This window comes from Gordonia sihwensis (assembly GCF_029632925.1).
GTDB lineage: Bacteria > Actinomycetota > Actinomycetes > Mycobacteriales > Mycobacteriaceae > Gordonia > Gordonia sihwensis.
In genome coordinates this window covers 626,312-638,215 of the sequence record NZ_CP121248.1, presented here as the reverse complement: position 1 = coordinate 638,215, position 11,904 = coordinate 626,312, and the positions used below count along the sequence as shown (strand labels likewise).

General features: G+C 68.7%; 11 protein-coding genes. 2 read left to right on the top strand and 9 right to left on the bottom strand.

Translation table 11 applies throughout. The annotated features are described in order from the left end of the window. Positions 1-5: 5 nt before the first annotated feature. The 4 genes from P5P27_RS03200 to P5P27_RS03185 all read right to left on the bottom strand — a co-directional run bounded on the left by P5P27_RS03200 (position 6) and on the right by P5P27_RS03185 (position 4,779). Complete coding sequence (locus tag P5P27_RS03200) at positions 6-1,424, bottom strand: HAMP domain-containing sensor histidine kinase (RefSeq protein ID WP_278126345.1); 1,419 nt, start codon at positions 1,422-1,424, stop codon at positions 6-8. Between the two features lie 3 nt (positions 1,425-1,427). After that, positions 1,428-2,111, bottom strand: a complete 684-nt coding sequence (locus P5P27_RS03195) for a response regulator transcription factor (RefSeq protein WP_006894695.1) — start codon at positions 2,109-2,111, stop codon at positions 1,428-1,430. Positions 2,112-2,181: 70 nt separating this feature from the next. Continuing rightward, complete coding sequence (locus tag P5P27_RS03190; RefSeq protein ID WP_278126343.1) at positions 2,182-3,780, bottom strand: FAD-dependent oxidoreductase; 1,599 nt, start codon at positions 3,778-3,780, stop codon at positions 2,182-2,184. Between the two features lie 66 nt (positions 3,781-3,846). After that, a complete protein-coding gene (locus P5P27_RS03185; protein ID WP_278126341.1) occupies positions 3,847-4,779 on the bottom strand; it encodes an AurF N-oxygenase family protein in 933 nt (310 codons plus the stop codon). Positions 4,780-4,936: 157 nt separating this feature from the next. Here P5P27_RS03185 and P5P27_RS03180 point away from each other — a divergent pair, with 157 nt between their 5' ends. Next, positions 4,937-5,707 (top strand): SDR family oxidoreductase, encoded by a 771-nt coding sequence (locus P5P27_RS03180; RefSeq protein WP_006894692.1) that lies wholly within the window; start codon positions 4,937-4,939, stop codon positions 5,705-5,707. A gap of 100 nt (positions 5,708-5,807) precedes the next feature. On the opposite strand, the gene rpmF is transcribed toward P5P27_RS03180, so the two are convergent. Next, entirely contained in the window at positions 5,808-5,981 is a 174-nt protein-coding gene (rpmF, locus tag P5P27_RS03175) for a 50S ribosomal protein L32 (protein WP_006894691.1), read from the bottom strand. Positions 5,982-6,186: 205 nt separating this feature from the next. Here rpmF and P5P27_RS03170 point away from each other — a divergent pair, with 205 nt between their 5' ends. Further along, positions 6,187-7,119 carry an AEC family transporter gene (locus tag P5P27_RS03170; protein WP_006894690.1) on the top strand — a complete coding sequence of 311 codons (933 nt, stop codon included), beginning with the start codon at positions 6,187-6,189 and terminating at the stop codon, positions 7,117-7,119. 11 nt (positions 7,120-7,130) lie between these two features. Here P5P27_RS03170 and P5P27_RS03165 read toward each other — a convergent pair whose 3' ends face one another. Genes P5P27_RS03165 through P5P27_RS03150 form a run of 4 tightly spaced genes read right to left on the bottom strand, consistent with a single transcriptional unit; the run spans position 7,131 to position 11,852 of the window. Beyond that, positions 7,131-7,793 carry a DUF1707 SHOCT-like domain-containing protein gene (locus P5P27_RS03165; RefSeq protein ID WP_006894689.1) on the bottom strand — a complete coding sequence of 221 codons (663 nt, stop codon included), beginning with the start codon at positions 7,791-7,793 and terminating at the stop codon, positions 7,131-7,133. Positions 7,794-7,823: 30 nt separating this feature from the next. After that, on the bottom strand, positions 7,824-8,402 hold the full coding sequence (gene mug / locus P5P27_RS03160; protein ID WP_278126336.1) for a G/U mismatch-specific DNA glycosylase: 579 nt from the start codon (positions 8,400-8,402) through the stop codon (positions 7,824-7,826). 6 nt (positions 8,403-8,408) lie between these two features. After that, positions 8,409-10,397, bottom strand: a complete 1,989-nt coding sequence (locus P5P27_RS03155; protein WP_278126335.1) for a VWA domain-containing protein — start codon at positions 10,395-10,397, stop codon at positions 8,409-8,411. 3 nt (positions 10,398-10,400) lie between these two features. Further along, positions 10,401-11,852 carry a sigma 54-interacting transcriptional regulator gene (locus P5P27_RS03150; protein WP_006894686.1) on the bottom strand — a complete coding sequence of 484 codons (1,452 nt, stop codon included), beginning with the start codon at positions 11,850-11,852 and terminating at the stop codon, positions 10,401-10,403. Positions 11,853-11,904: the final 52 nt, after the last annotated feature.

Sequence of the window (11,904 nt, the reverse complement as noted above, 5' to 3'; positions counted from 1 at the left end):
GATCGTCAGCGTCTCACGACGATCGGATCGGGCTCAGTATGGTGCGGCAGACCGGGTATCCGCATGCGAATCAGCGCACCTCCCTGGTCGGATCCCTCGGCCACCACCGAGCCCCCGAGACGGGTGAGAACCTGCCGCACGATCGCCAGGCCGAGGCCCGAACCCGGCATCGATCGAGTCGCATCGGCGCGGTAGAACCGTTCGAACACCATCTCGCGATCCTCCGGGGCGATGCCCGGCCCCGCGTCGGCCACCGTCAGGTCGGCACTGGCCGGTCCCACCTGATGGAGCCGCACGTGCACGGTGCGGCCAGGCGGACTCCACTTCGCTGCGTTGTCGAGCACGTTCAGCACCGCCCGCGCGAGGCCGTGCTCCTCACCGAAGACGAACCACGGAACGGTTTCCACGTCGAAGTCGATGTCGGCGCGCCGGCGCCGGACCCGCTCGAGCGCGGCGTCGATGACGTCTTCGAGGGCGACCTCCTGGTGCACGGCCTCCAGCGCGTCGTCGCGCGCGAGGTCGACGAGATCGCCGACCAGGGTCGACAGTTCCTCGATCTGCGCCATCACATCCGAGCGCAGTTCCACCATGTCGGCCGCGGGTACGGGCGGTGCACCCGGTGCCGATGAGGCGATGAGCAGTTCGAGATTGGTGCGCAGCGAGGTGAGCGGAGTCTTGAGTTCGTGTCCGGCGTCGGCGACGAGACGGGCCTGCTTGTCGCGCGACTCGGCGAGCGCGCGCAGCATCGTGTTGAAACTCTCGGTGAGCCGCGCGAGTTCGTCCTTGCCGGTCACCGGGATCGGCGTGAGGTCCTGAGTTCGTGCGACGCGTTCGGCCGCGGCCGTGAGACGGGTGACCGGGCGCAGTCCGGTGCGGGCCACCGCGGTTCCGGCGATCGCGGCGAAGGCCACCCCCGCTCCGCCGACGATGAACAGCACCGAGCCGAGCCGGCCGAGGACCGCGTCCGTCCGGTCCAGCGACTGCGCCAGCACCAGCGTGCTGCCGTCGGACAGTTTGCGCGCCAGCACCCGGTGGTTGGCGGTGGTTCGCAGACTCTGATTGAGCTTGCCCGGCGGATTGGTCGACTTCGCCACATCCTTCTCCGGATCCCCGAAGGGGACGTCGCCGACCATGATGGCGCGGCCGTCCTGCTCGATCAGGGCGATCGAGATGGACGTGGAGAACACGGTGCCCGCCACCAGCGCCTCGGGACCGTTGCTCAGCCGGCCGAGCTTGGCGAGGGCGGTGAGACCGTCGGCACGGGCGACGAGCTGGGTGTCGACGTCGTTGTACATCGCGCGCGACACCACGAAATACGCGGCTCCGGCCATCAGCACCGCCGACAGCAGGACCACCGCGGCGGCCAGGAGCGCGACGCGGCGTCGCAGTGAGACCGCGCGCGTCAGGCGGAACGGACCACGCATCGGCTACGGGGTGCCCTCGCGCAGAACGTATCCGACGCCGCGCACGGTGTGGATCAGACGCGGCTCGCCGTCGGCCTCGGTCTTGCGGCGCAGGTAGCCGATGTAGACCTCCAGCGCGTTGCCGGAGGTCGGGAAGTCGTAGCCCCACACCTCCTCGAGGATGCGACTGCGGGTCAGCACCCGCTTCGGGTTGCTCATCAGCATCTCCAACAGCGCGAACTCCGTGCGGGTGAGGCTGATCTGGCGCTCGCCTCGGGTCACCTCGCGGGTCACGGGGTCGAGGGTGAGGTCGGCGAAGGAGACCGCCTCGCTCTCCTCCTCGTCCCGGGTGGTGCGGCGCAGCAGCGACCGCAACCGGGCCAGCAGTTCCTCGAGTGCGAAGGGCTTGGGCAGGTAGTCGTCGGCGCCCGCGTCCAACCCGCTGACCCGCTCCGAGACCGAATCGCGGGCAGTGAGCACGAGGATCGGCAGGTCGTCGCCCGCCGACCGGAGTCGCCGGCACACCTCGAGACCGTCCAGACGCGGCATCATCACGTCCAGAATCATCAGGTCCGGGCGATCGGCGATCACCTTCTCCAGCGCCTCCAGCCCGTCGCCCGCGGTCTCGACCGAGTATCCGTTGAAGCTGAGCGACCGTCGGAGCGATTCGCGGACCGCACGATCGTCGTCCACCACCAGGATGCGCATGGTTACAGTCTTATATCCACAACTGAGATTCGACTGAGCGAACACGCCGTTCGGCGCGATTCGGTCGCGCTCAGCGACGCCGCCGTCCCGCCGCCGCCAGCATGTCGGCCACTTCGGTGAACTTCACCCGGGGACGCCCCTCACGGGCACCCAGCTCGCGCTCGCGCCGGTCGATCGCCGCGATTCCCCGGTAGCCGATCGCCTGACGTCGCCTGCGCCGTAACAGTGCACTGAACTCCTCGGCGGTACCGCCCGCGCGACGCAGACCGGATGCGGCGTCCTCGATGAACGCCTCGACCGTGTCGATGGCGTGCAACTTGTTGGAGCCGATACCGCCGGTGGATCCGCGGGCGGCCCAGCCGACGGCGTACGCACCGGGAATCGGCATGCCCTCGGCGTCGACGATTCGGCCCTCGCTCACCGGGAACCGGCCCGCTTCGGCGTCGAACGGAAGCCCGCCGACCGGTACGGACCGGTAACCGATCGATCGGACCAGCAGATCGGCGGCGATGCGGTACGAGCGTCCGCCGGTGTTCACCGAGACCGACTGCAGCGCGCCGTCTCCGTGTGCGGCCTCGGGGACCGTGTTGAAGAGGAACACGATCCGGCGGCGGTCGGAGGACGCGGGTCCCGAGAGGTCGGGCAGCAGATCGGGCAGCAGGTCGAGCGAGGCCGTGCCGTCGTGCACCACCACCTCCACGCCGGGAAGCACCGACAGCGCGCGGTACTCGGCCGCGGTGTACGCCGCGGCGTCCTGACCTCGCCGGCCGAGCAGGACCACCTCATGGATGTCCTGCCTGCGCAGGAGGTCGAGCGCACGGTCGGCGATGTCGGTGACCGCCAGCGCCTCCGGCGGCGATACGAGGATGCGGGCGATGTCGAGCGCGACGTTGCCCGTCCCGACGATCACGGCCCGGCCGCTGCCGTCGACCGGGATGTTCGGCCCCGAAGCGCCGGGCACGGCGTTGTACCAGGCCACCAGTTCGGTGGCCGACGTACTGCCCGGCAGATCCTCGCCGGCGATCCCGAGGCGGCGGGCCTGCGATGCACCGGTCGCGTAGAAGACGGCGTCGAAGTGGTGCGCCAGTTCGCCCGGCGTGATCTGACCGGCCCGTACATCGGGGCCGATCTCGACATTGGTGGCCATCGTGACCCGCGGGTGCCGGTACAGGATGTCGAAGGTCTTCATGACGTCCTTGGTGCTCGGATGGTCGGGCGCGACGCCCGCGCGGACCAATCCGCCCGGTGTGGGCAGCTTGTCGAACACCGTCACCTGCGCGTCCGTCCGGTTCAGCACCGTCCGCAGGGCGTATCCGCCCGACGGACCCGTGCCGACGATCGCGACCCGCAGATCGCGCGGCAACCGCGGGATCTCCGGGTACACCACATCGGTCCAGCCGGACGAGACATCGGGGTTGTCGCGATAGTAGGCGGCGTTGATGTCGGCGAAGATCTCGTCGCGCTCACCGAGCCGGTCGGCCGGGAAGATCGCATTGACCGGGCACGCGTCGGCGCATGCTCCGCAGTCGATGCACGCGTCGGGGTCGATGTGCAGGATGTCGGAGGTGCCGAAACCCCGTTCCTCCGGCGTCGGGTGGATGCAGTTCACCGGGCACACCGACACGCAGGCGGCGTCGCTGCAGCAGGACTGGGTGATGACGAACGACAACGAGTGCCCCTTTACTTCGAGCGCGTCCGGGCTGGTCGGGAAGCGGGTCCGGCGATCGATCCGCCGCTAGATCATGTGCGCCTTGCGGTAGTAGTGCATGGCCGGCTTGGTCAGCAGGCCCACCTCGTCGAGGAACTCCATGAGGTGACCGCAGCTGCTGCGGATCATCGAGTGGAAGTGGCCGTTGTCGCGGCGCTCGGCCAGCGCACGCTTCACGTCGAGACCCGCATCGGCGTAGGCCTTCGGCTGGATCAGACTGCTCACGATGAGGTACGCGCCCGCCGCCACCGACAGCGCGCTGAACTGCCTGCGGGCCCAGCCGATCCCGTCGACCGACTCACGCACCTGTTCGCGCGCGAACTTCATGTGCCGGGATTCCTCGAGAACGTGGATCTCGTTGACGGTCCGGATGAAGGGGAGCACCCGCTCGTCGCGCATGCATCCGCGTTGGAACACGTCGAGAACCTCCTCGGCGACGAAAATGCCCGCATAGGCGACCTCGTTGCGCGCAAGGAGCTTGAAAGACTTGCCCAACTGGGCGATCTTCGGGTGCGGATGATACGAAGTGCCGACCATCTTCTCCGACGCCTTGGCGAACATCAGCGAATGCCGGCACTCATCGGCGATCTCCACCAGCGCGAACTGGAACTCGGAGGAGTGGTAGTCGCCGACGTACTGATCGCGCAGAACCATCTCCTGCAGAATCATCTCGAACCAGATGCCGATGTTCATGATCGACGCGAACTCGTGACGCGTCAGATCGACTCGCTGCTCGTCGGTGAGCTCGTCCCAGTAGTCGGTGCCGTACAGCGACGACCACTCCGGGCTGCATCCGTACTTGTCGGGATCCATCGGCAACGACCAGTCGATCTCGGTCATCGCATTGCGCGAGAGTCGGGCGGCCGATCGCAGCAACCGTTCGGACACCTGCTCGGCACCCGAGTCCTGCAGGCTGATCAGGTTGTCGCCCGCGTTCTCCCGTTCGATCGCTGCCGTCATGTTGACCTCCGGTACATTGTTCCATCGCATCTTGTAACAACAATCATTGTCACGGTAACACTCGCGTCCTGAGACGTAAACAGTCTAGAGTTCCTACCGGAGAGTAATATCAATGCGAGGGCGTCCTCGCAGGTCACAGTGGGGAGAATCCAGAGTCATGCCTTCGATCTTCATTTCCGGCGGTGCCGCGGGCATCGGCCTCGCGACCGCCGAGCGATTCGCCCTCGAAGGCTGGACGGTCGGCGTCTACGACGTCAGCGACGAGGCGCTGGCCGCCGTCCGCGAGGAGCACCCCGACTTCATCACCGGTCACCTCGACGTCCGCGACCCGCAGCAGTGGTCGACGGCACTGGCCGAGTTCACCTCGCACACCGACGGCCGCCTCGACGTGCTCGACAACAACGCCGGGATCCTGGTGGCGGGCCCCCTCACCGAGATCTCGACCGACGCGATCAAGGCGCAGATCGACATCGACGCACTGGGAGTGACCCTGGGCGCGCAGGCGGCCCACCGGTATCTCAAGGCGACTCCGGGATCGCACCTGGTGAACATCGCCTCCGCATCCGCGATCTACGGCCAGCCGGGAATCGCCACCTACAGCGCGACCAAGTTCTACGTCGCAGGCCTCACCGAGGCGCTGGAGTTGGAGTGGGCGGCCGACGACATCCGCGTCGTGAGCATCTGGCCGCTGTGGGCCAAGACCGCGCTCGCCGACAACGATGCGAAATCAACCAGGACGCTCGGTGTCCGCATCACCCCCGAACAGGTCGCCGACAAGGTCTGGGAATCGGTTCATCCGACCATCGCGGACCGCGTGCTGAGCCGCACGAGCTACTCGGTGGGGCTGCAGACCACGGTTCTGGGCAACGCGGCCAAGTTCATTCCCAACGTCCTCAACCGCGGCGTGAACAAGATCCTCTCGCAGTAGCCTCCGACGAGACGGAGCCTCCGCAGGCCCCACGACGAAACGGCTGGGGCCGGCGATCTCTCGCCGGCCCCAGCCGTTGAAGTCTGTGTGTCAGCCGCGCTCAGCGACGGTCGAGATCGACCAGACCGAGCTTCGCTGCCTTGACCAGGCGGCGCGGGATGCGCTGCGAAACACCGTTGATCTTCTCTTCCTGCAGTGCGACGTTGTCCGCCTTCCACTGCGAACGACGGCTACGGGTGTTGGCCCGCGACATCCGGCGCTTGGGTACTGCCATGGTTCCAGCCCTTCTCTTACCTGGCGCGGGTGGGCTCGGGCTGTCTCCCGACCCGCCAGACCCGCTGAAGTCTTCTCACCACGGCACAGCGGCCGCGGCACACAACCAGACCAGGTTAGCCGCCGCGGGCTCCCGGATGCAAAACGCGGCGGCCCGGACGAGGTCGTGACCGGAGGGTTCGGGCGCCGCGGGCATAATGCGTCGGGTGTCTGGCGTCATCTCGGGGTTCACCGTCATCTTCATCGTCGTCGCCCTGGGTTACGTTCTCGGCCGGACGGGCAGTCTCGGCGAACACGCGGCGGCGGTGCTGGCGCGCACCGTCTTCTTCGTCTGCACACCCGCACTGCTCATCCACTCTCTGGCCACCAGCGATCTGTCGGCGATCTTCTCGTCCACGCTCGTGGTCGCCTCGGCATCGGCCGTCGCCGTGGGCGCGGTCTACGCGCTGATCGCGTGGTTCTGGCTGCGCCGCGCCGTACCGGAGATCGTGATCGGCGCGTTGTCCTCCTCGTACGTCAACAGCGTGAACCTGGGTCTGCCGATCGCGATCTTCGTGCTCGACGACGCGTCGTTCATCGCTCCCCTGCTGCTGTTCCAGATCGTCTTCTATTCCCCGGTCGCCCTCGCGACCCTCGATCTGACCGCGCTGTCGGCCGAGCGACGGACCTCGACGCTGCGCACGGTGACCACGCCGTTGAAGAACCCGATCCTGGTCGGCGGCGTGATCGGCCTGATCGTCTCGGTGGCCGGATGGCATCCGCCGCAGGCCGTGATGGAACCACTGGACATGCTGGGGCAGGCCTCAGTCCCGCTGGCGCTGCTCACCTTCGGCCTCACGCTCACCGGCGTCACCGTCTTCAAGAAGGGTCAGAGTCCGCGGCGAGACGTCGCGCTGGCCGCCGCGATGAAGGTGGTCGCGATGCCGCTCGTCGCCTACGCGCTCGCACGCTGGGGATTCGGGATGACCGGGCATCGGTTGTTCGCGCAGGTCGTGATCGCCGCCCTGCCGACCGCGCAGAACGTCCTGGTCTACGCGACCAGATACCGGCGCGGTGAGGTCCTCGCCCGCGACTCGGCCCTGATCACCACGCTCCTGTCGATCCCCGTCATCGCGCTGATCGCCGCCACGCTGGCCTGACCGGCCCGCCGTCAGCGGGCACGACGGGGGCCGAGCCGGTCGGCCCGGCCGCGCCTCTGCACACGGACCCCGCCCATCAACGAGAATCCGGTGATCACCACCCGCGGGGCGCCCTCGCCGCCGGGACCGGCGGCGCTGCCGTCGAAGCCGCCCATGACAGCCCTCCCGTGCACCTCCACGGTGACGTCCGGCGGGACCACGATGTCGACGCCGCCCATGATCGCCTTGCACTTCACCGTGAGCACAGGCGCCGTGTACTCGACGTTCCGCAGGTCGAGCACCACGCCGCCCATCACTGCGGTGGCCTTCAGTCGATCACCCACGACCGCGCCTCCGCCGACTTCGGTTCCGCCGAAGAAGCCGGACGCGGACGTGACGGGATCGGCACCGGAGGCACTGACGCGGGTCTGGCCGAATGCGGCGTCGGCGGCCACCGAGCGGAGCTGATCGAGGGGCAGGTCCCGAGTCAATGCGTCCAGATCGGCCCGGGTCCGCGCGACCGAGGCATCGCCGGCGCGCCGGCTGTACTCCTCCGGAGTGAGCACGCCCATCGTCATCGCGGCCGATAGATAGGAATGAGTGCGTTCGCGGTCGGCGTCGCTGACCAGCATCGCGGCGGCATCACCGGCGGATGGCTGCGGAGCACGGGAGGTGCGGGGCTCGATGTCGCTCATCTGCCCAAGCCTAGACAAGAATCGCCCGGCTCACCGGCGACGCACATCGCGTACCCCGGCCGCGTCCGCCGCCCGCCGGTACGCAGCCGCCAGGGTCTCGACGGTCTCGTGCGCATTCAACCCGCTCGGGTTCGGCAGGACCCAGAGCTCGGCGCCGCCGATCGACTCCGGCTGCCGGCCCACCACGGCCGTGCGGCGCCCGAACGCCGCGCGATAGGCGGTGACCCCCAGGATCGCGAGGACGCGCGGCCGCACCCGGAGCACCGTCGCCTCCAGTTCCCGACCGCCGCGCAGCAGCTCGTCCCGAGTCAGGTCGGAGGCTTTCGCGGTGGCCCGCGCGACGACATTGGTGATGCCGATCCCGGCATCGGTGAGCGCCGCGGCGTCGTCGTCGGACATCCCCGCCGACGCGTCGATCACGTGATCGGTGATGCCCGCGGCGTGCAGTGCCGGATAGAAGCGATTGCCGGGCCGGGCGAAGTGGGCCCCGGTCGCCGCGGTCCACAGCCCGGGATTGATGCCCGCGATCAGCAGCCGGCAGTCGGGGCCGATCAGATCCGGAACGGTCGCACCGATCCGGTCGAGCAGTTCCTCTCGGGTGAACCCCACCGCCGGCTACCGGGCCCGTCGCGACCGGAGGTAATCCCCGACCACGGCCGCACCGAGACCGTCGAGGTCCGGCGCCACGACGCGGCCGCCGATCCGGCGCGCGATGCGGTCGATGAACCGCGCCAGGCCGGGATCCTCGCCCAGCCGGAAGAACGTGATCTGGGTGCCCATGCGCGAGAGATGATCCAGCTCCGACACCGTGAGCCCGATAGTGCGCGGATGCGGCGGGTAGAAGAAGAAGTCCTCTCCGTTCGGCTCCAGATGCGCGGTCGGCTCACCGTCGGTGACGATCAGCACCACCGGCTGGGCATTCGGGAACCGCCGGAGGTGCCGCTGCGCCAGCAACAGCGCGTGGTGCAGGTTGGTGCCCTGCTCCATCCGCGGCTCGAGCGCGGTCAATACGTCGACGGTGGTGTCGCGGGCCACGCGGCCGAACTCGATCAAGTGCAGTTCGTCGGTGCGGAACCGGGTGCTGATGAGCTGATTGAGGGCCAATGCCGTCCGCTTCATCGGAGTCCAACGGCCCTCCATCACCATGGAGAACGAGGTGTCGACGAGGAGGACGACGGCGGCCTGGGTCCGCGCCTCGGTCTCGATCACTTCGATGTCACCGACGTCGAGGCGCACGCCGTCGCCCGATGCGAGACGAGCGGGGGCGGACGGGTCCTCGGCGACGGTGCGCAACACCGCGTTGGTGACGGTGCGGGTGACGTTCCACGGCTGGGTGTCGCCGAACTGCCACTCACGGCTGCTTCCGGTGGGCTCCCCGAGCCGGCCGGCGAGGTCGGACTGCCGGTCGCCGCCGCGTGCGGACAACTGCTGGGCGATGTCACGCAGGATCGCCTGCCCGAGTCGGCGCATCGCCTTCGGACTCAACCTCGTCTGACCGTCCGGGGCGCGGTCGAAGAAGCCCTCCTCGCGCATCGCCCGGTCGAGTTCGGCGAGCGTCCGCGCATCGGCCGCGGCTTCGTCACCGAGTTGCCGCGCGAGGGCGTCGAGGTCCACGTCCTCGAGCTGCGCCCCCGCGTATCCCTGCGACAGCTGCTCTGCCAGGTTCTCGAGCTCGGCGATATCGCGCAGCGCCGCCGCGCCCTCGCCGAGTCCCATCGGCTGATCGCCGGAGAACTCCTGGCCGCCGTTCCAGTCGAGGTCGGGCCGCGCCTGACGCAGCGCGTCGTCCATCTGCGCGAGCTGCGACATCAGCGCAGGCGAACCGAAGGCCTGCTGCGACAGTTCGGCGAGCTCCGCCTGCTGTTCGGGGGTCAGCGAGTTGAAGAACTGCTGCGCTGCGGCGGACCGGCGCGCCAGGGAGTCGATCAGCTCCTCGGTGCTGCGCGGATCCTCCGGGAAGAACTCGCCGTGCTTGTCCATGAACTCGGCGAACTGCTCGCTCGTGTCCTCGCCGCGATTGTGCGCGGCGAGCAGGTCGTTGAGATCGTCGAGCATCTCCGAGATGCGCCGACGATCGTCGTCGGTGGCGCCCTCCAGAGCCTGCTTCATTCCGGCGAACCGCTGGTCGAGCACTTCGCGCCCGAGCAGGTCGGAGATCTTCTCGTAGTCGGCGCGCGCCTGCGGACTGCGCCAGTCGTAGTCGGCGAGTTCGCGGACCGCCTGCGCCGTCGACGCCGGAAGGCTCTCGATCTGCATCTCGGCGAGCCGGGCGTCGTCGTCGAGGTCGCGCGCGAGTTGCTTGCGTTCGCTGAGCACCGCCGAATCGAGCAGTTCGCGGATCTCGTCGAACGTCCCGTCGAGGTTCCGGTTCCGTAGCAGTTCGCGCCGTCTGCGGTTCGCCATCTCCGCCAGCCGGTCCAGCCCGCGCATGTTCTCGCTCCCGCGACGGAGGAACTCGCGAAGCGCACGGTCGGGCGAGGATCCCGCCATCACGTCGTCACCGATCGCCTCCAGGGCCTCGCGGAGGTCGACGGGCGGCGCCAGCGGGTCGGGCCCGCCGGTGTAGCGCCGGTAGGACGAGCGGTGGAAGCGCCTTCTGCTCATGAGCTACGCCGTGTCGTCCTCGTCGACCTGTTCCACCAGGTAGGCGGTGCGGCCGTACTCGTCGGTGTCCTTGCCGATCCGGCGCGCGAGATACAACCCCTCCAGGGCCAGTTCGGCGGCGCTGGCGCGCTCGGCGGCGTCGGTGGAGTCCAGGCGCCGGCTGATCTCGTCGATCACCTCGGCCACCGCGCCGGTGTCGCCGAGCGCTGTGAGCACGTCGCCCGCGGGAACGCGGTCGCCGGTGAGCACCTCCTCGCCCGCCTCCAGCGCCGCGACGAGCGGCGCCATGTCGACGCCGCCTAGGTGGGCCCGGACGGTGTCGGCGACGGATTTGCGGAGCAGGTAGTCGAGGATCTCGAGCTCACGCCCCTCCTCGCCGGACTCGAACTCCACTTTGCCGCGCAGCACCTCGATCACCGCGTGCAGGTCGACCGGTCGCGCGACCGGGAACTCCTCGCCGGCCACCACGGAACGATGCAGCGCGGCCGCGGCCACCGTCTCCGCACCGGCGATCGAGAACCGCGCGGACACACCCGAGCGCTGGTCGATCGACGGATGCTCGCGGGCGTAGCGGGTGAATCGCGCCAGCACCTCGATCAGATAGGACGGCACCGAGGCGACGAGGTCGGCCTCCTGCTCGATGACGTCCACCTCGTCCTGCAGGTCGAGCGGGTAGTGCGTGCGGATCTCGGCACCGAACCGGTCTTTGAGCGGAGTGATGATCCGCCCTCGATTGGTGTAGTCCTCGGGATTCGCGCTGGCCGTCACGAGGACGTCGAGGGGCAGTCGCAGGCTGTAGCCGCGGACCTGGATGTCTCGCTCCTCCATCACATTGAGCATCGACACCTGGATCCGTTCGGCGAGGTCGGGCAGCTCGTTGATCGCGATGATGCCGCGATGAGCCCGCGGGATGAGACCGAATGCGATGGTCTCCGGATCGCCAAGACTCCGCCCCTGGGCCACCTTCATCGGGTCGATGTCGCCGACCAGGTCGGCCACCGAGGTGTCCGGGGTCGCGAGCTTCTCGCTGTACCGTTCGCTCCGATGCCGCCATGCCACCGGCAGCGCGTCACCGAGCTCCGCGGCCCGCCGGATCGAGGCGGGCAGGATGGGGTTGTACGGATGCTCGTCGAGTTCGGAGCCGTCGATGACCGGCGTCCATTCGTCGAGCAGCCCGGCCAGCGTGCGCAGCAGCCTGGTCTTGCCCTGTCCGCGCTCACCGAGCATCACCACGTCGTGCCCCGCGATCAACGCGCGTTCGAGCTGCGGGATCACGGTGTCGTCGAATCCGACGATGCCGTCCCACGGGTCGTCGCCTGCGCGCAGCGCCGTCAGCAGATTGTTGCGGATCTCGTCCCGGACGTCACGTTCCACGTGCCCGGAGGCACGCAGTTCGCCGACGGTGGTGAGAGCCGGTGCAGGAGTGTCGATATCGGTGACAGCCACGTCATCCACGCTACCTCCCGATCCGGCCCGCCCGCTGAAGGCGGCGAATTCGTCCGTGGTC

Coding starts and splice junctions, on each gene's coding strand:
- P5P27_RS03200 (WP_278126345.1), bottom strand. CDS start 1,424: ATGCGTGGTCCGTTCCGCCTGACGCGCGCGGTCTCACTGCGACGCCGC.
- P5P27_RS03195 (WP_006894695.1), bottom strand. CDS start 2,111: ATGCGCATCCTGGTGGTGGACGACGATCGTGCGGTCCGCGAATCGCTC.
- P5P27_RS03185 (WP_278126341.1), bottom strand. CDS start 4,779: ATGACGGCAGCGATCGAACGGGAGAACGCGGGCGACAACCTGATCAGC.
- P5P27_RS03180 (WP_006894692.1), top strand. CDS start 4,937: ATGCCTTCGATCTTCATTTCCGGCGGTGCCGCGGGCATCGGCCTCGCG.
- rpmF (WP_006894691.1), bottom strand. CDS start 5,981: ATGGCAGTACCCAAGCGCCGGATGTCGCGGGCCAACACCCGTAGCCGT.
- P5P27_RS03165 (WP_006894689.1), bottom strand. CDS start 7,793: ATGAGCGACATCGAGCCCCGCACCTCCCGTGCTCCGCAGCCATCCGCC.
- P5P27_RS03155 (WP_278126335.1), bottom strand. CDS start 10,397: ATGAGCAGAAGGCGCTTCCACCGCTCGTCCTACCGGCGCTACACCGGC.